We start from the raw sequence: 16,885 nt of genomic DNA on the forward strand, positions 1-16,885 counted from the left end.
GAGACATGTCTCTATGACCTATTGTACTCACTAAAATGAAAGAAGTCAATGAGGAAGTAGGCGCGTATGCCAGGAGCAGGCCCGCTCCTGGCATACGCGCCTACTTCGGGGATCGCGCAGCGCAGCCTACAGACATTGTCCTCGCTTATGCATGCGCCGAGAGGAAGCTGCGGATGGTGCTTGTCACCAGTTCATGATCCTCGGCCTGGGGCAGCCCGGAGACGGTAATTGTGCCGATGATGCCCACATGTTTGATGATCAGGGGGAAGGCTCCACCATGTGCGGCATACTCGCTCTCTGAGATCAGATATTTCTCCTCGATACGCTTGCCCTGGCTACGCAGGTACGTCCCGACATAGAAAGAGCTATGTCCGAAGCGCGTCACAACGCGATTCTTGCGCAGAATCCACTCGTTGTTGTCGTTGGCTGTCCCCTCCATCGAGAGATGAAAAAGTTGCTGGCCGTTGCGCACGATATCGATGGCGACGGGCTTCCCTTTATGCTTTGCAGCCTCGTAGAGGGCCAGGCCAAGTTTAAGCGCGGTCTCATTCGTGAAGCTGGTAAACTGGAGTTCCTCTTCCTGCTGGCGTAGCTCGCGCAGCAGGGCTTCATAGTTTTGTTCTGTCATGTTTCTTTCCTTGTTAGAGGGTGATGACACGGCCCTGGTGGGCACTTTTCTGGGCGGCTTCGATGACGCGTAGCACTTCTACGACCTCGCGTGGGTTGACTGGTGGCTGTGTGCCTTCGCGTAAGGCATCGCGCAGGCGGGCGTAGAAGAGGGGATAGCTACCAGGCTCGCTCTCGACCTGGCCATCGAGGCTTACACCGTTGATCTCGCTAACGATGTGGCCCCAGCGCTCGCGAGGTTCCTGGCCCCATACAGGCGTATTGGTGGGTGTTTTGCCAGCTTTCAAATCGTCTTCCTGTGGATCAAGGCCCCATTTCTCAAAGGTTCCCAGCAGGCCGCGCACCAGAAAGCGTGGGCCAGAGAGGCGTGCGACCTGGCTGACCCATAGATGGGCGATGACGCCAGTGGAGAAGCGGAGCGCGACGAAGCTATCATCGTCGGCCTGGGCATGCTCGCGGCGTTTGAACATCTCGGCATAGACACTCTCAGGCTTGCCGAAGAGGAAGAGCGCCTGGTCTATGAGGTGACTTCCCAGGTCGAAGAGCTGGCCACCCGCATCCGCCGGATCAGCCGATTCTTTCCAGTTGCCAACTTTGGGTTGCAGGCGATAGCGCTCGAAGCGCGATTCAAAGCGTGTCACAGGCCCCAGGATGTTGGCTTTGAGCAGTTTGCGGATTGTGAGAAAGTCATTATCCCAGCGCCGGTTCTGGAAGACGGTAAGCAGCTTGCCTGTCTCTTTACTGGTTGCGATCAACTGTTCGGCGTCGGCGACCGTGGCCGCCATGGGTTTATCGATGACCACATTCAGCCCGGCGCGCAGGGCCTCAAGTCCCAGAGGAACATGGGCGCGATTGGCTGTGGCGATAACGACCAGATCATACTCGCTGGCATCGCTCCATAAATCCTGGACGTGGGAGTAGATCTGGGCCTGGAGATACTTTTCCCTGGCCTGCTGCTGGCGATCAGGATTACTGGTGACTATGGCTGTGAGGCGCATACCAGGCGTACTGGCGATCAGGGGCGCGTGAAAGATAGAGCCAGCCAGGCCGAAACCAACGACGGCGACGCGTACAGGCTTGGCTGACTGAGAGGAAGACGAAGGCATATCTATACTCCTTGTTATTGCTTGCTAGTCAGGCTCTCTCTCATTATCCGCATTCGGCAAGCGACTTGCAAGAGTAATACCTATGGGATAGTGGCGGGGCAATGCCGCAGGCATTGCCCCGCCACTATCCCATATTTCTGCTTCCTCCTCTTAATAAGTGATTTTAAATCTAACGAGGCCCATCTGTTCTAGCTCTATCAACAACTGGCGCACGCTGAGGATGGAGCTACCGGTCAGGCGCGCTAAATCGACGATGGTGCGTTGGCCGTCGAGCAAAAAGTAGAGGTGGCGCTGAGAGCGGGTCAGGGGATAGTGACCAATGAGCGAGATAGCGTCTGGACCTTGCAGGAGACGGTAGGGAACAAGCGTTGTTTCCTGCTGGGTAGACGTCTGCTGAGCACCCCATGAATTATAGGCTGACGCTTTTGGGGCGTTGGTCGGCGGAGAGTTTAGCACAGACTCATTCTGGAAAGGGAGCAGCGTATTGGGCGCAAATGGCCCTTTATTTGTGCGTGCAGGAGGGATATTTGGTGTATAGGGTCCTGGTGGGAGGATATTTGATCGTGGCTGTATGCTGGCTGGAGGTATGGGTGTCTGGGGAGGCATAACCATAGAATCTGAGGTTGGCTGACTTCTTTGAGGAAAGGTGCCCTCCATTTCCATAGGCGAGGTGAGGGCAAATGTATACCTGCACTGGCCCCATGCAAGCAGCCAGTTTAAAGCCTCTTCGCCGGTGCGTGTTCCTACGCTTGCCTCGACTATTCCTCCGTGGAGCAAAATGACGCGCCCTTTTTCTTTCACCCCGGCTTTGCTGCGCTGTAAATCAAGGACGCCACTGCGCTGCTCGTCAGCGAGATTTTGTAAAAAAGTCTCTAAGTTTGTTGCCCATCCTTGTTGCGGTTCTTGTTCGGGCATGCTGTACCTCACTGTTTCTTACCCGTAATTGACATTCCTCCAATTATCTTGTAAATAAGCACGGCGACTCTGCCCTCTGCCGAATTACGAGACAATGCGGTCTTTGGAGGAAAAAATAGTAGTGTAAATTATGTTTTGCTAATCTTTTTATGGGAAAAAAGTAGTTGTAGCAACTAGACAATTATCACCAGCATAGTAAATATAAGGTGAAGGTACAATGTTTGTCAATGTTTTTTCTATTAAAAAAGCACTTGTTGGTTTGAAGTTATCACTCGTCCTGGACGGAAGCGAAACCCACTTCGACGCGTGTGCGGTCACTCTGATGAAAGGTTCGCGAATACTCGTCCTAACTGGAGCAGTCAATAAATTGTAGGGTCCAAGCTGGCTTGAACCCTACAACAGTCATCAAATGTGATCCAGTCGACCAATCCGCGGGGCAATAGCAGAGTTGAGTTGTAGGAGGATCAGTAGCACAATGCTGATATATGTATTGATGATGCTAAAGAGCATGGTGACGGCGTAGAGCACCTGGTAGAAGACTATGCGTCGCTCGGTGGCGGAGCGTATTTCGGTGGTCACCTCGTCTTTCAGTAATCCTGCACGGCGGGCATAGCGCCAGCTGGCGAACAGGATGCTTCCCAGCAAGAGCAGGTGAAGCCAGTATATGCCCAGGGCGACACGATAGGTGATAAATGCGGCTAAGAGTCCCGTTGAGAAGGGCATGAGCGAGACAATAAATAAGAAGGCTAGATGGATCCAGGTGAGGTGGCGATTACTCGTCACAAAATAATTAAGCTGTGTTTGCTGGCCAACCCAGAAAATACCCAGGGTGAGAAAACTCATGGCATAGGGGAGAAAGTGTGGCACAAGATCGACTAACGCATGCAATAAGGGCAATTCTCTCCCAAATCCCTCACTCGTCCAGAGGAGTGGCGTAGAAAACCTGGAGCTGGTATTATTCAGAGGAGTGTGCAGGTCGAGAACGAGCAGGGTCATCGCAACGGCAAAGATGCCATCGGAGAGTGCGGCAAGCCGTTCCAATTGTTGGCCGGCGATACGATTATAAAATATTTTCATGGATGGTTCCTTCCTGAGCATATTAGGTAATCTCTTTCCTAATGATAAGTCGTTTGCCTTTCCTGATACAAGTGTGAAATCGAAGAGGGCGCGTAGCCGTGCGCTGCTTTCTCAGGAGAGCCTTCGCGCCTGCCTCAAGGGTAAGGGATGTGCGTGGAAAACGGCAAAGCCGTTTTCCACGCACATCCCTTACCCTTGAGGCAGGCGTAGCAAGCCGAAGCAGTGCAAAAGAGAATCGGAAACTCTTGCCAGAAAGGGTGAGAACTCTAGCAGAAACGAAAAGAATGTGTTATACTAAACGAACACTGTATGGTGCTTTGTTGCTCTAAGTAAACTGACTGAGGTGATGGTGCGCAATACAGAAGTTCAACTATTAGATCCGTATAGCGGATAATGAGAAAGAGAGTTTCCTTTGACTGACCAGACACTGTATTGTCGCGACTGTAACCAGGAATTTACCTTCACTGTTGGTGAGCAAGAATTTTATGCGAGTCGTGGACTGACGAATGCCCCAAGTCGTTGCCCCGAGTGCCGTGCTGCCCGTAAGCAGGCAAATGGAGGCTCACGTGGTGGCTACCAGCGCGAGGCACGCCAAATGTACACGGCTACTTGCGCGAGTTGTGGAAATGAAGCGACTGTTCCTTTTCAGCCACGAGATGATCGCCCCGTCTATTGCCGGGATTGTTATCAGCCCCGTGAGACGTCGTATTCCAACAACCGATCAAGCTGGTAATGCCAAAGGCAGAAGCAATCACGCTTCTAGCCACTAGCCGGTTGAATAATATGGCTACATCCTAAAAAGAGGGTGTGCTTCTACTAGAGAAGCACACCCTCTTTTTAGGATGTAGCCATATTATTCAACCGGCAGAAAATCTTTGTTCTTTTAGTTTCTCCTTATATATGCCTGCTTGGCATCTCTCGCGTTCTGGAATGTCGCGCCACAAACAAGTGGTCCGAGGGTGCGCTCCAGAGGCACTCTCTCCACAGCGAGGCAGGGCAGGCCAGCAAGGCATTTTCAAGCATATCGATGGCCGCGCCGAACTGCTGCCACAAAATGGTGCGGAACGTCATCTCTATCGTTTGTTCAGCCATAACGTATCCTCCTTTTTCCTTCTTTTTTCACAATATAGCACGAAAAGCGGTGAGAATATGTCCTATGAAAATCAACGCGAATTGTAGGAATCGACCGTCTATCAAGAGACAAATCCGCACCAGAAGAGCTGTTATGCACACATCTCTTGTAAATTCGTAGTGGAACAGGCAGCAATTGTTCGCCCTTCCTGGGTGGTACTTTCCCGAAAAGGTGCCATTTTCCCTGAAAAGTTGCTCATTTCCCTGAGAATGTGATACGCTCTGCACATTCGTAGGGATGGTAGTGCACCGCAAGGTTCGGTGTGTTTATCTCCGAAAAGTGAGTATTTCCTTGAAGGTTCGGTCATATTGTATCTGTATTAGTATGCTTGTGTTTGCATTCCCTTCCTGATAGAGTAGCTAGAAGAATTCTCATAAGGAGAAGGAACCAATGAGTATTTCAGAACAGCAGGAAGCATGTTTTGTTTGTCAGAAACACAAAGGCCAACTTGCTCTTCCTGGCGGGATTATTTATGAAGATGAACTGATCTTTGCAAGCCATCATATTCCTGAAGATGGGCCGACTTCGTATCTTGGATGGCTCATTGTTGAACCCAAACGGCATTTTCCAGGGCTTGCAGAACAGACAGAGGAAGAAGCCAAAGCCTCTGGTTTGCTTATCGCTCGACTGAGCCGCGCCTTAAAAGTGTGCACAGAGGCAGAACATATCTATTCCTTTGTCTTAGGACATCACGTTCCTCATCTGCATATTCATCTTCTACCTCGTTATCCTGGCACTCCTCGTGACTACTGGGGAGTGCGGGTCCCCGAGTGGCCTGATGCACCTCAAGGTGATGCTCAACACGTTGTACTGCTGTGTGAACGAGTACGTGACTATCTCATCACTGAAGAAGAAGGCCCTTCTTTCAACTTCCCTGATTGATGTTCATGGAGTTTGTTGCGTAAACAAACTCCATTTTAGATCTCTCGCCATTCTAAAGGAGAGCGATCTCTGATCTCTCCTTTAGAATGGCGAGAGAGGAGACGAAATGGCCGTCAGACTATTTAATCGGGAAAGGTTGTCCGCTGGCCGGTCACGCGGACACAATCGCGCCCGGCCAACTTGGCTTGATATATCGCCTGATCCGCCTGGTCAATTAAGCGATTCGCTTGGGTCCCATGGATGCCATACGCAGCCACACCGATACTCGTAGTGACGCTGACCTCAGTCGTTGGTTCTCCCAGGCCCGGCCCGCTATAGGGAGGCGACTGAATGATCCTTCGCAGGCGCTCCCCTTCCTCATGAGCTCGCGTGATCGGGACGTTGTCCAGAATCAGTGCGAACTCATCCCCACCATAGCGCGACGCTACATCCCCAGCATGCAGAGCAGTACGCAGGCGTTCGGCGACCTGGCGCAAGACCGCGTCGCCCGCCAGATGGCCCCAGGTATCGTTGATGGCTTTGAAATGATCCACATCGAGAAACACCAACAGAAAACCGCTCCTCTCTGTTTGCCCACGCGCGATCGCCTCATCTAACCGCTGCATAAAGGCCCAGTGATTGAGCAAGCCGGTCACGGTATCGGTCAGCGCAGCTTGTGCTTGCTCCTGGTAGAGCCGATCGAGCTCCTCGTAGGCGCGTTGTAGTTCCTCGCGCAGTTCCTTCTCCCGCGCCAGACTCCTGGCTTTCTCCCGCACCAGCGCGGAGCGGCGAGGAAGCTCGCTGCTTCCCCAGGCGAGCACTAAGGAACCGACGATGCTCAGCAAAACCAGTGCAAACCAGCGATTGTGGGAAAAGAACAGCACAGGCCAGCCCGGCAGCAGTGGTGCCACCATGCAGACAAGCGAACTCAGACCACTAGCCACGCACAAGAGAGACAGAAGCAGGCGTTGGAGATGAGTGAGCTGGGTCCGGCGGCGCTTTTTCCAGCAGAGCCAGAGAGCAAACCCAAACAGTAGAGCGAGGAACCCACACCAGAGCGAACCCGGCAGTGAGGTTACTAATCCATATTGATCACCAGAGAACAATGCGTCCACCAGATCGGCTGACAGAAAGAGCCTGAGCAGCGTTGGCACGATGACGAACAAGAGCACTGCCGCGCAGGCGATCATCGCGGATTGGGTCAGGATCGCCCGTCTCGGCGTGCCAGCCTGATTCAGTTCGGCTAGCGCGCGAGGCAGATAGCCCTGGCGGGTTGCCAGCAGAAACACGCGGGAAAAGATGAGCAGATACGCCAGCACACAGGTAAATCCCCCCAGGAACGTCAGCAGCCAGAAGAGGGCCATGCTTCGGGGTCCCCGAAGAGGGCCTAATAACTGAGAGCCAGGAAGTGGTAGCACCTGCCGCGTCGGATTCAGAATGATCCAGGCTACGGTCATGAGGAAGAAGAGCAGAAAAGTGCCGAGCCCTCCCCCCCACCAGAGATAGCTGGTAGAACGCCGGAGAAAACGCTGCGGTCCCCGCATTTCTCCATCCAGCAGTAACCGGGCCATTGAGTCCAAACAGGTTTAACACGGTCAGACCAAACGTTTGCGCCAGATCGTCGGCAACGCACCAGACGCCTGGGGAGGCTTCCCCTCTGGGCAGGCTGCTCCAGAATGTGGTAAGTCATGATGTCGTGCATGCAAGGTCATAGATCTCTCCAGTGAACCTCGGCTGAACAAGAAGTAGGCTCTTCTTTCTCTATTGGCACATACAGTCAAAGAAAAGCTGACCATGGTTGGCTCTTGATGTCCAAGGGGGAACCAGGTGAAGCTCGACAAAAAGGCAAGAGCCGTGCTGTACCAATAACTATTCCCACAAGTACATGATACTGACAGGGGAATGATTCTTTCCAAACCAACCCAGAAGTATCCATCCTCCCCAATCATCAAAAGTGCGTTTGAACCCGTTTGAGCTCAAAATTTCGCTTTAATTATACTTATAAAGCCGCTTGTAATGAGGCTTTGAGAGGGTAAATTTTGACAGCCAAGTTGACAGCCAAGTTGCTGTACAAAGGCGGCTTTTGTTGGGCAAAACTGGACAATTTCGACGGGTAATCTGAGCTCAAAGGCAGGGTTGAGTGGGGGGGGAAAGGGTGATATACTTACAAATTGTAAGGTCGCAAGAGAGCGCTTATGGAAAGTGCTGACCAATAATGATATAGAACGCGGCATTGTAGGCCGCGGGAGGATTTGTAATGCCACAGTTTGATTTTACTGCGCTCCGCGAGGGCAAGACCACCTACGCGGACATGGTTGCCGAAGTTAGCTATAAGGATCTGCAAAATTATATCGAGCAGGCCTTTGAGACCGTTGAGACCATCCTCAAGGACGCGACGGATGCCGCGGTGAATTTTGTTCCTAATGATCCCAAGGCGACTGAGGACGGTGAACGTGGCTGGACCATCAGTCACATCGTGGCGCATTTGACTGCTGGCTTTGAAGAGAATGCTTCCGTCTCTTCTATTCTTGCGCGCGGCCTGGCTCTTGAGGCACGCCTGCACGCTGAGACCCCCTGGGAGACCCTGAAGACCGCGGACCAGGTGCGCGCCCGCCTCAATGAGAGCCGTCGCATGAGCCTGGCTTACCTCTCCGCCTGGCCTGACCAGCCCAATCTGACAACGACCATCACGCGTATTCCTGCCTTTGGCCCAATGAATGCCATTGGTGTTGGTATGCTTGGCTTCTTCCACGCACAGATGCACTATGAGCAACTGCGTGAAACGCTGAGACAGGCTGCCGAAAGCGCGAATGCATAAGTTATAGTAGATGGTGTGAAATGCGCAGGCATTTCACACCATCTACTATAATCCCATAAAGCACATGTTATAAGGAGCGTAACAGTTATGGTACAGACGCAAGATGTGTCTTTCTCCTCGGGGAAGCGACAGGTACAGGGTTACCTGGCGCGACCGGAGGGCGAGGGCCCTTTTCCCGGCGTGATTGTGATCCATGAGATCTTTGGCATGAATGAGAACATTCGGGACATTGCGCGCCGCTTCGCGGATGGGGGATATGCCGCCCTGGCCGTGGATCTGTTCTCCGGGCGCAATCGCACGGTGTGTATGTTCCGCTTTATGGGACAGATGTTTCTCAAGTCGCTCAACAATGAGAGCCTGAACGATTTAAAGGGCTCGCTTACCTACCTGACGGAGCAGCAGGGGATAGATGACTCACGCGTGGGCGCGATTGGTTTCTGCATGGGTGGTGGTTTTGCGATTGCCTGGGCCTGCACCGATGAGCGCCTCAAGGTCGTTGCTCCTTTTTATGCCGCCAATCCCAGGCCCCTGGACGCGGTCAAGCGTGCCTGTCCAGTGGTGGGCTCCTATCCCGAAAAGGACTTTACAGCTTCTCAGGGACACAAGCTTGAGCAAGCCCTGGAGCAGTATACCATTCCTCATGATATCAAAATCTATCCCGAGGCAAAGCATTCCTTCTTTAATGATCAGGGACGCATGTATCACGCCGAGGCGTCCGAGGATGCCTGGCAGAGGGTGATGACGTTCTTTGAAGCGCAGATTGGACCGGTCTCCGTATAGATATTGATTGATATAAATTTTCGATATTGAAGTTTCACTGCTAGTTGAGAAAGAGATCCTTATGACACAGACACCTCCGACTTTTATGGCTGTTCATGCTCATCCCGATGATGAGGTATTTGGCACGGGCGGCACATTGGCTATGCTCGCGGCGCGGGGTGTGCGCACCGCCCTGGTAACGTCAAACCTGGGCGAAGAAGGCGAGATCGTTGATCCCGAACTGGATGAGGCCGCGAAGCAGGTGATGTTCCCGCGCCTGGCTGAGGTACGTCGGCAGGAGCTTCAGGCCTCTGTTGAGACCCTTGGTATTCATGAACTGCGCCTGCTCGGCTATCGCGATTCGGGCATGGCTGGCCGTCCTTCTAATAATCATCCTGATTGTTTCCATCGAGCTGTGTTTGACGAGGCCGTCGGGCGCTTAGTGGCGATTATTCGTGAGCTGAAGCCGCAGGTGATCGCGACCTACGATGCTTTTGGTGGTTATGGTCATCCTGATCACTTGCAGGCGCATCGCGTGACCCTGGCGGCCTTCGATGCCGCGGCCGATCCTCGTTGTTATCCCGATATCCCTGGTGCCTGGCAGCCCTTGAAGCTCTACTACACGGCGATGTCGCGCTCGATGATCCAGCAGGCGGTGAAGCAGATGCGCGAGAGTGGCGCCGATGGTCCCTGGAATAATCCAGAGATGAATATGGACCGTATGGGCACCCCAGATGAACTCATCTCTACCTGTGTTGATGTGCGCCCACATATCGAACAGAAGATTCAGGCTTTACGTGCGCATAGAACGCAGATCGCGCCCGATAACTTCTTCTTTACCCTGCCTCCAGAGCAGCGCGAACTTGCTCTGGGATATGAGTACTTCACCCTGGCGCGTGATCTAACGGATCGCCGTCCTGGTCTCTATGAGCAGGATATGTTCACAGGCATTCTCTAACTTTATCCATGCTTACTCCTTCTGAAAAGCAATACCTTTTCCTCGTGATGACGCATTAGGAAGATGAGCTGTTTTACGGGAGAAACAGTGATGATATTTCTCCACCAGCACCACTAGCAGTGGCGCTGGTGGAGAAATATCCAACCGGAATGATCTATCTTTTGCTCTTACCGATATGCCTCCGCCTGCAAATTGAACAGCTCGGCGTAGCGGCCATCAAGCACGAGCAGTTCAGCGTGTGAGCCGCTTTCTTTGAGCACGCCCTCCTCGATCACAAAGATACGATCGGCCAGGCGCACGGTGCTGAAACGGTGGCTGATGAAAATGGCTGTCTTTCCCTCGGTCAGCAGGCGGAACTTGGTGAAGATCTCATACTCGGCCTGGGCGTCGAGTGAGCTGGTTGGCTCGTCGAGGACAAGAATCGGCGCATTGCGCATAAAGGCACGCGCCAGAGCCACCTTCTGCCATTCGCCCCCGCTGAGCTGAGTACCATCCTTAAACCAGCGACCCAACATGGTCGCGTAGCCATCGTGCAATTTTGTAATGACCGCATTAGCCCCACTCTTGCCCGCGGCCCGCTCCACCAGTTCCAAATTCTCAATTTCATCGATCTGGCCCACGCCGATATTCTCGCGTGCGCTCATATAATATGTTACATAATCCTGGAAGATCACACCCACCACGCTCCGCAACTCTTCAATATCGTACTCGCGGATATCACGCCCGCCAATCAAGATTTGACCCGCGTCCGGATCGTAGAGGCGCGTCAGCAGCTTCACAAGCGTGGTCTTGCCAGCTCCGTTTCGCCCCACTAGCGCGATAGCTTCGCCAGCTTTGATGACAAAGCTGACATTTTTTAAGGCAGCCTCGGTCTCAGGATCTTTGCCAGGATAGGTGAAGCTGACATTGCGGAACTCTACAGCCAGTCCGGGCGAGTTGGAATCGCGCTGCAAGGCATTTGGCCGGGCAGGCGAGACAATGCGCGGCTGATATTCCAAGAATTGGTAGAGGGTGTCCACAAAAAGATTGTTCTCGTAGATCCCTGAGAGATTGCCGAGAATCCCCTGGAAGCTTGAACCAACCTGTATGATCGCTTGTGTATACATGGTCAGGCTACCAATGCTGATCGCGCCGATCACTGCCCGCAAGGCCACATAGATATAGATGGCCGAATTTGCCACGGCCGAGAGGCTGCTCCAGGCAAAACTAGCCAGATAGCGCCGCACAATGATGCGTTTATCTTCTTGGTACAATGCCTCAGCCAGATCTTTAAATTGATTAATGAAAAAGTGTCCCAGGCTGAAGAGCTTGATCTCTTTATTAAAGGTGTCAGTAGTCATCAGGCGGTTCAAGTACATCATGCGCCGCCGCTCTGGTGACTGACGACGCATCTTTTTATAGCCCCGCCAACCATAGCGCGTGCTGGAAATAAACGAGGGAATCGGCATAAGCAGGGCAATCACCGCCAGCCACCAGGTTAGGTTGAGCAGCAGGAAGAGCATGGAGAAGAGCGTCACCAGCGTCTTGGCGAAATCGAAGAGTTGCGAAATAATCGACATCGGCTTATAGCTCGATTCGTCGGAGGCGTTGCGCAGCTTATCATAAAATTCCGCATCCTCAAAAAAGGCCAGGTCAAGTGTATTGGCTTTCTCCAGGATCATCGCCTGCACGCGATTGCTCACGCGCTCCTGCAAAAGCTGTTGCGCAATATTGCTCAAGGTACTCAAAAGGTTCTGCCCCAAACCCACGACCAACTGCGCCCCCACAAAAAACCAGACCATGCCCAGCGTGTGCGTGCGACTGAACGCGGCAGTGATCACACTATCGACCACGCCCCGCGTAATCCAGACGCTCAGCACGGGCAAAAAGCCACTGGCAAAGCTGATGAGCGCCATAGTGATCGTGAGCAAAGGGCTGGTAGACCAGACCAGACGAATCACTCTCGGCAATTGCGTAAAGGCTAGAAAAACTCTGCTTAACTGAAATGTATCGTCGTTTTCCTCTTTGGGTTGCTTCCCTTTTGGTGTTTGGGGAGGCCGCCCGTTCCCATTACTCGACATGGACAAGGGTCCCTTTCTCGCTGAAGGCAATCACAATGCATTGCTCTCCTATTAATGGGGTTTGAGTACGAATGAAGTGGGAAAGCGAAAAGGGCAGTTGTGTAGCATCGGTATTCTGCATAGGTTGCATCCTTTGTAGATCTACTCTGACTCATCTCTCTTGAAAGCTCTTACCTTCTGTCTAAGCATACGGTAGACTGGAGCATATCGCAACTTTTTAGCTGATGAGTTGATTAGAAGTTAATTGGAGAATGGTGAACGATGACACACGTTATGGATCTAGGAGCTTTGCAGGCTGAGGGACTGAAATATTGGAAATGGGTTGGTTTCTATGAGTATGGTTGGCGAGCGTACGCTCGCCAACCATACTCATAGAAACCAGACACAACTTTTTTATTTAGGCGTGCATGTGTTCGTGTGAGTGACTGTGGCTATGGGCCATACCCGAAGGGGCTGAACCAGTGGTGAGCAGGGTGCGGCGCTGCTCCAATGGCGCGCTCATCTGTTGCTCAAGCCAGGCGATGAGTTCAGATAGACCAGTTCCGACTTGCATGTTGGTGAAGATAAAGGGGCGTTCTCCACGCTGTTTGGTGGCGTCGCGGCGCATGACCTCAAGTGAGGCCCCGACAAAGGGAGCAAGGTCTATTTTATTGATAACAAGGAGATCCGAGCGGCAGATGCCGGGTCCGCCCTTGCGCGGAATCTTGTCGCCGCCTGAGACATCGATGACATAGATGGAGACATCGACCAGTTCGGGGCTGAAGGCCGCGGCCAGGTTATCGCCACCGCTCTCGACGAAGATCAGTTCCAGCCCTGGCAGGGTCTCTTCTAGCTCTTCAATGGCCTCCAGATTCATCGAGGCATCCTCACGGATGGCGGCATGGGGGCAACCCCCGGTCTCGACACCGCGCACGCGCTCGGGTGGCAGTGTGCCCTGGCGCAGAAGGAACTCGGCATCCTCTTTGGTGTAGATATCATTGGTGACGACAGCCAGGTTGTGACGCGGCCAGAGCATTTTGCTGAGGCGGTCGATGAGCGCTGTTTTGCCGCAGCCAACTGGCCCGGCAATACCGACGCGAAAGGCGCGAGGGTTTGTGGTTTGTGACATGGTGCCACTTCCTTTCATAACGCTTCAGGTTATCTATTTCCATTGTAATCCTGGTGTTATAGGAATTAAAACAGGAAGTAGCGCTGGGCCATGGGGAGCTCGGTCGCGGGCTCGCAGGTGAGGAGTTCTCCGTCGGCGCGTACTTCGTAGGTTTCGGGATCGACCTCGATGGTGGGCATGGATGCGTTGTGGAGCATGTCGGTCTTGCCGATGGTCCGGCAGTTTTGGACCGCGACAGCTTGTTTGCGCAGGCCGAGCTTGCGAGGCAGGTCTGCCTCGATGGCGGCCTGAGAGGTAAAGGTCAGGCTGGTAGCGGCGGTGGCTCCGCCGAAGGAGCCGAACATGGGTCGATACATGACTGGCTGCGGCGTCGGAATCGAGGCATTGGCGTCGCCCATCGCGCCCCAGGCGATAAAGCCGCCCTTGATGATCAGTTCAGGTTTGACGCCAAAGAAGGCAGGCTTCCAGAGTACGAGGTCTGCCAGCTTACCCGCCTCGATGGAGCCGACATGTTTGGCTATACCATGAGTGATGGCCGGGTTGATGGTGTACTTGGCGACATAGCGCTTGACACGGAAGTTGTCGTTGCGCTCCGAGTCCTCTAGCAGGTGTCCGCGCTGCTGCTTCATCTTATGTGCCGTCTGCCAGGTACGCAAGATAACTTCGCCCACGCGCCCCATGGCCTGGGAGTCGCTAGAGATCATGCTGAAGACTCCCAGGTCATGCAGAATGTCCTCCGCGGCGATGGTCTCGGGCCGGATGCGGCTCTCGGCGAAGGCCACATCCTCGGGAACCTGGGGATTCAAGTGGTGGCAGACCATGAGCATATCCAGGTGTTCCGCGATAGTATTAACTGTGTAGGGGCGCGTCGGATTTGTGGAAGAGGGCAGAATATAGGGATACGAGGCGATGCGGATGATATCAGGGGCATGTCCACCGCCCGCGCCCTCGGTATGATAGGTATGGATGGTGCGCCCGGCAATAGCGGCGATGGTATTCTCGACGAAGCCAGCCTCGTTGATGGTATCGGTATGGATCGCGACCTGCACATCGTACTGATCGGCGATGTATAGGCAAGTATCGATGGCAGCGGGCGTTGTGCCCCAGTCCTCGTGAAGCTTAAGGCCACAGGCCCCAGCCCAGATCTGCTCGCTGAGCGGCTCCGTGGTCGAGGTATTGCCCTTGCCGAGAAAGCCCAGGTTGACCGGCCAGGCCTCTGCCGCCTGGAGCATGCGCGCTAGATTCCAGGCCCCAGGTGTACAAGTTGTAGCGTTCGTGCCAGTCGCGGGACCAGTGCCGCCACCAAGCATGGTCGTGATGCCGCTGGAGATGGCCTCATAGATCTGCTGGGGCGCGATAAAGTGGATATGGCTATCGATACCACCCGCTGTGACGAGCATATTCTCGCCCGCGATAACCTCGGTTGAGGAGCCAACGACCAGCTCAGGATCGATCCCGGCCATGGTATCGGGATTTCCAGCCTTGCCAACCTTGACAATGCGCCCATCTTTGACGCCGATATCACCTTTGACGATGCCCCAGTGGTCGATGATTAGGGCGTTAGTGATGACCAGGTCCAGCGCGCCATTGACTCCTTCACGCGTGGCGCGACTACTCTGGCCCATGCCATCGCGGATAACCTTGCCGCCACCGAAGGTGATCTCGTCGCCATAGGTGGTAAAATCTTGCTCCACCTCGATAATCAGGTCGGTATCGGCCAGGCGCACGCGGTCGCCCACGGTTGGGCCATAGAGGTCGGCATAGGTCTGGCGTGGAATGTGCAGACTCATAGGGCGCTCTCACCTTTCTCTGTAGGCGCTTCTGGGGCCAGGGGACCATTGACACGCCCGGCGTGCCCATATACAATGCGCGCCCCGGCGAAGGGCACAAGCGTAACGACCTTTTCGTCGCCAGGCTCGAAGCGTACCGCTGTGCCTGCGGGAATGTTCAGGCGCATGCCATAGGCCGTGGCGCGCTCAAACTGGAGGGCGGAGTTGACCTCGTAGAAATGGAAGTGGCTACCAACCTGGACGGGGCGGTCGCCTGTATGCGTTACCTGGAGGTCGGTGATAGTGCGCCCGGCATTAGCCAGAATATCGCCTGCCTCGTCGTCAAGAAAATATTCACCTGGTTTCATATCTGCTCTCCTCCTGAATGGGGTCGTGAAGAGTCACCAATTTGGTGCCGTCGGGGAAGGTGGCTTCGACCTGGACCTCCGTAATCATCTCCGCGATGCCATCCATCACATCTTCACGGCTCAGGATGGTTGTTCCAAACGTCATAATCTCAGAGACGCTGCGCCCATCACGGGCCGCCTCCATAATCTCAGCTGTCAGAATGGCCATAGCCTCGGGATAGTTTAGCTTGAGGCCGCGCTGCTGGCGTTTGCGCGCCAGCTCGGCGGCCACAAAAATCAAGAGTTTCTCCTGTTCGCGTTGCGTTAGTTGCAAGATAAGCTCCTTTTCTACTTAATAGATTTTGCGTGGCATGGTGGCGCTCCGGCCGTAGAGGGCTGTGCGTGCCTTGTGCCAGAAGTTTGGTAGCTGCTGTTGGAGACTGCGGCCCTGCTTGCTGAGCGCGCGGATGACCAGGCCATGCGCGGAGAGCGTGCTTACGCCCCAGAGTGTCTCCTGAGAGCTGATCTCCTGGGCCATTTCTGCCAGTTCGCGCTCCAGTTGTGTCCAGCGACTGGTGTCAAGGCCTACGCGGCAGATATAAAAGGTACAGAAATGGGTGTAGGGTCCCAGGCGTGTGGACGAGGTAAGGGGCCGCAGAGATGGTTCCAGGTGGGCGCGCTCACAGGCGATCAGGCGTTCGGGTGTGTATATGTCCAGGTCCAGGAAGAGCTGTTGGTAGGCGAAGCGCTCCTCGCTGCGTCCTGGCGCCACGATCTCCCAGTAGAAGAGGCCCGCGTCCTGGGCCAGCTCGATGCGTGTCACCTGTTGATAACGAGAGCCAGCAAAAGGTATCAGGGGATCGGGCAGGTATTCGAGCAGGGCATGCTCGCCGACGCGGAGCAGAGTGTTCTGGCGAGCCAGGGAATCACCAGGACAACTGCGATAGAGGCGCGTGGCGCTCGTCGAGGTAAGCTGCGCATAGGCGCCTGCCTCCAGGGTTGCATGTAGCTCCAATTGATCGCCGCCCAGGACCCCACCCGAGAGATTGTGCAGGTGGACCAGCGCGCCACCCTCTGGCAGAGGAAAGGAGCGAATCACGCGTAGCGGCGGGCGCTGTTGCTCCACGCGCAGGCGCGTTGTTGTGTGGGCCTCGGAGTGCACGAAGCGCAGATGAAGCGCTCCCCGGATGTCTGGTCTGAACTGAGCAGGTTCAAGTTGAGTGTGATTGATTTGATTTTCAGACTCTGTATGAAGCATAGTAAACAGGCAATCTAATGGCCCGGCGCTACTTGCGTACGCGCCTACTGTCGGCAGTAGGCGCGTACGCAAGTAGCGCCGGGCTCAACA

At 54.2% G+C, this 16,885-nt stretch carries 18 protein-coding genes; 5 read left to right on the plus strand and 13 right to left on the minus strand.

Annotation, left to right across the window (positions count from 1 at the left end; genetic code table 11):
* Window positions 1-145: 145 nt before the first annotated feature.
* The 4 genes from JMJ16_RS47275 to JMJ16_RS47290 form a co-directional block, all read right to left on the minus strand.
* Window positions 146-628 (minus strand): heme-degrading domain-containing protein, encoded by a 483-nt coding sequence (locus tag JMJ16_RS47275; protein ID WP_201392981.1) that lies wholly within the window; start codon window positions 626-628, stop codon window positions 146-148.
* 13 nt (window positions 629-641) lie between these two features.
* Window positions 642-1,733, minus strand: coding sequence for a Gfo/Idh/MocA family oxidoreductase (locus tag JMJ16_RS47280; protein WP_201392983.1), 1,092 nt, complete (start codon window positions 1,731-1,733; stop codon window positions 642-644).
* 150 nt (window positions 1,734-1,883) lie between these two features.
* A complete protein-coding gene (locus JMJ16_RS47285) occupies window positions 1,884-2,648 on the minus strand; it encodes a DUF4388 domain-containing protein (RefSeq protein ID WP_201392985.1) in 765 nt (254 codons plus the stop codon).
* 405 nt (window positions 2,649-3,053) lie between these two features.
* Window positions 3,054-3,725 (minus strand): TMEM175 family protein, encoded by a 672-nt coding sequence (locus JMJ16_RS47290; protein ID WP_201392987.1) that lies wholly within the window; start codon window positions 3,723-3,725, stop codon window positions 3,054-3,056.
* 412 nt (window positions 3,726-4,137) lie between these two features.
* Here JMJ16_RS47290 and JMJ16_RS47295 point away from each other — a divergent pair, with 412 nt between their 5' ends.
* Window positions 4,138-4,458 carry a zinc-ribbon domain containing protein gene (locus JMJ16_RS47295; protein WP_201375075.1) on the plus strand — a complete coding sequence of 107 codons (321 nt, stop codon included), beginning with the start codon at window positions 4,138-4,140 and terminating at the stop codon, window positions 4,456-4,458.
* 161 nt (window positions 4,459-4,619) lie between these two features.
* On the opposite strand, the gene JMJ16_RS55295 is transcribed toward JMJ16_RS47295, so the two are convergent.
* A complete protein-coding gene (locus tag JMJ16_RS55295) occupies window positions 4,620-4,817 on the minus strand; it encodes a hypothetical protein (protein WP_236602038.1) in 198 nt (65 codons plus the stop codon).
* A 430-nt stretch (window positions 4,818-5,247) separates the two neighbouring features.
* Between JMJ16_RS55295 and JMJ16_RS47305 the strand changes: the two genes are divergently transcribed.
* Window positions 5,248-5,739 carry an HIT family protein gene (locus tag JMJ16_RS47305; RefSeq protein WP_201392989.1) on the plus strand — a complete coding sequence of 164 codons (492 nt, stop codon included), beginning with the start codon at window positions 5,248-5,250 and terminating at the stop codon, window positions 5,737-5,739.
* Window positions 5,740-5,861: 122 nt separating this feature from the next.
* Here JMJ16_RS47305 and JMJ16_RS47310 read toward each other — a convergent pair whose 3' ends face one another.
* Window positions 5,862-7,262 carry an amino acid permease gene (locus JMJ16_RS47310; protein WP_201392991.1) on the minus strand — a complete coding sequence of 467 codons (1,401 nt, stop codon included), beginning with the start codon at window positions 7,260-7,262 and terminating at the stop codon, window positions 5,862-5,864.
* A gap of 713 nt (window positions 7,263-7,975) precedes the next feature.
* Between JMJ16_RS47310 and JMJ16_RS47315 the strand changes: the two genes are divergently transcribed.
* The 3 genes from JMJ16_RS47315 to mshB all read left to right on the plus strand — a co-directional run bounded on the left by JMJ16_RS47315 (window position 7,976) and on the right by mshB (window position 10,253).
* On the plus strand, window positions 7,976-8,536 hold the full coding sequence (locus tag JMJ16_RS47315) for a DinB family protein (protein ID WP_201392993.1): 561 nt from the start codon (window positions 7,976-7,978) through the stop codon (window positions 8,534-8,536).
* Between the two features lie 87 nt (window positions 8,537-8,623).
* Window positions 8,624-9,316, plus strand: a complete 693-nt coding sequence (locus tag JMJ16_RS47320; protein ID WP_201392995.1) for a dienelactone hydrolase family protein — start codon at window positions 8,624-8,626, stop codon at window positions 9,314-9,316.
* A gap of 61 nt (window positions 9,317-9,377) precedes the next feature.
* Window positions 9,378-10,253, plus strand: coding sequence for an N-acetyl-1-D-myo-inositol-2-amino-2-deoxy-alpha-D-glucopyranoside deacetylase (gene mshB / locus JMJ16_RS47325; protein WP_201392997.1), 876 nt, complete (start codon window positions 9,378-9,380; stop codon window positions 10,251-10,253).
* Between the two features lie 167 nt (window positions 10,254-10,420).
* On the opposite strand, the gene JMJ16_RS47330 is transcribed toward mshB, so the two are convergent.
* The 7 genes from JMJ16_RS47330 to JMJ16_RS47355 form a co-directional block, all read right to left on the minus strand.
* Window positions 10,421-12,313 (minus strand): ABC transporter ATP-binding protein, encoded by a 1,893-nt coding sequence (locus tag JMJ16_RS47330; RefSeq protein WP_201392999.1) that lies wholly within the window; start codon window positions 12,311-12,313, stop codon window positions 10,421-10,423.
* Window positions 12,303-12,434 carry a hypothetical protein gene (locus JMJ16_RS56300; protein ID WP_255553319.1) on the minus strand — a complete coding sequence of 44 codons (132 nt, stop codon included), beginning with the start codon at window positions 12,432-12,434 and terminating at the stop codon, window positions 12,303-12,305. The genes JMJ16_RS47330 and JMJ16_RS56300 overlap by 11 nt, the downstream gene beginning before the upstream one ends.
* Before the next feature lie 276 nt (window positions 12,435-12,710).
* Complete coding sequence (gene ureG, locus JMJ16_RS47335) at window positions 12,711-13,421, minus strand: urease accessory protein UreG (protein ID WP_201393001.1); 711 nt, start codon at window positions 13,419-13,421, stop codon at window positions 12,711-12,713.
* 65 nt (window positions 13,422-13,486) lie between these two features.
* A complete protein-coding gene (gene ureC, locus JMJ16_RS47340; protein ID WP_201393003.1) occupies window positions 13,487-15,211 on the minus strand; it encodes an urease subunit alpha in 1,725 nt (574 codons plus the stop codon).
* Window positions 15,208-15,558, minus strand: coding sequence for an urease subunit beta (locus JMJ16_RS47345; protein ID WP_201393005.1), 351 nt, complete (start codon window positions 15,556-15,558; stop codon window positions 15,208-15,210). Before JMJ16_RS47345 ends, ureC begins: the two co-directional genes overlap by 4 nt.
* Window positions 15,545-15,871, minus strand: coding sequence for an urease subunit gamma (locus tag JMJ16_RS47350; RefSeq protein ID WP_201392376.1), 327 nt, complete (start codon window positions 15,869-15,871; stop codon window positions 15,545-15,547). Before JMJ16_RS47350 ends, JMJ16_RS47345 begins: the two co-directional genes overlap by 14 nt.
* 18 nt (window positions 15,872-15,889) lie before the next feature.
* Complete coding sequence (locus JMJ16_RS47355) at window positions 15,890-16,795, minus strand: urease accessory protein UreD (RefSeq protein WP_201393007.1); 906 nt, start codon at window positions 16,793-16,795, stop codon at window positions 15,890-15,892.
* Window positions 16,796-16,885: the final 90 nt, after the last annotated feature.

The organism is Ktedonobacter sp. SOSP1-52 (assembly GCF_016587395.1).

Bases quoted from the DNA above. Each gene is read 5' to 3' on its own strand.
- JMJ16_RS47275 (WP_201392981.1), bottom strand. From the start codon at position 628: ATGACAGAACAAAACTATGAAGCCCTGCTGCGCGAGCTACGCCAGCAG.
- JMJ16_RS47280 (WP_201392983.1), bottom strand. From the start codon at position 1,733: ATGCCTTCGTCTTCCTCTCAGTCAGCCAAGCCTGTACGCGTCGCCGTC.
- JMJ16_RS47285 (WP_201392985.1), bottom strand. From the start codon at position 2,648: ATGCCCGAACAAGAACCGCAACAAGGATGGGCAACAAACTTAGAGACT.
- JMJ16_RS47290 (WP_201392987.1), bottom strand. From the start codon at position 3,725: ATGAAAATATTTTATAATCGTATCGCCGGCCAACAATTGGAACGGCTT.
- JMJ16_RS55295 (WP_236602038.1), bottom strand. From the start codon at position 4,817: ATGGCTGAACAAACGATAGAGATGACGTTCCGCACCATTTTGTGGCAG.
- JMJ16_RS47305 (WP_201392989.1), top strand. From the start codon at position 5,248: ATGAGTATTTCAGAACAGCAGGAAGCATGTTTTGTTTGTCAGAAACAC.
- JMJ16_RS47310 (WP_201392991.1), bottom strand. From the start codon at position 7,262: ATGCGGGGACCGCAGCGTTTTCTCCGGCGTTCTACCAGCTATCTCTGG.
- JMJ16_RS47315 (WP_201392993.1), top strand. From the start codon at position 7,976: ATGCCACAGTTTGATTTTACTGCGCTCCGCGAGGGCAAGACCACCTAC.
- JMJ16_RS47320 (WP_201392995.1), top strand. From the start codon at position 8,624: ATGGTACAGACGCAAGATGTGTCTTTCTCCTCGGGGAAGCGACAGGTA.
- mshB (WP_201392997.1), top strand. From the start codon at position 9,378: ATGACACAGACACCTCCGACTTTTATGGCTGTTCATGCTCATCCCGAT.
- JMJ16_RS47330 (WP_201392999.1), bottom strand. From the start codon at position 12,313: ATGTCGAGTAATGGGAACGGGCGGCCTCCCCAAACACCAAAAGGGAAG.
- JMJ16_RS56300 (WP_255553319.1), bottom strand. From the start codon at position 12,434: ATGCAGAATACCGATGCTACACAACTGCCCTTTTCGCTTTCCCACTTC.
- ureG (WP_201393001.1), bottom strand. From the start codon at position 13,421: ATGTCACAAACCACAAACCCTCGCGCCTTTCGCGTCGGTATTGCCGGG.
- ureC (WP_201393003.1), bottom strand. From the start codon at position 15,211: ATGAGTCTGCACATTCCACGCCAGACCTATGCCGACCTCTATGGCCCA.
- JMJ16_RS47345 (WP_201393005.1), bottom strand. From the start codon at position 15,558: ATGAAACCAGGTGAATATTTTCTTGACGACGAGGCAGGCGATATTCTG.
- JMJ16_RS47355 (WP_201393007.1), bottom strand. From the start codon at position 16,795: ATGCTTCATACAGAGTCTGAAAATCAAATCAATCACACTCAACTTGAA.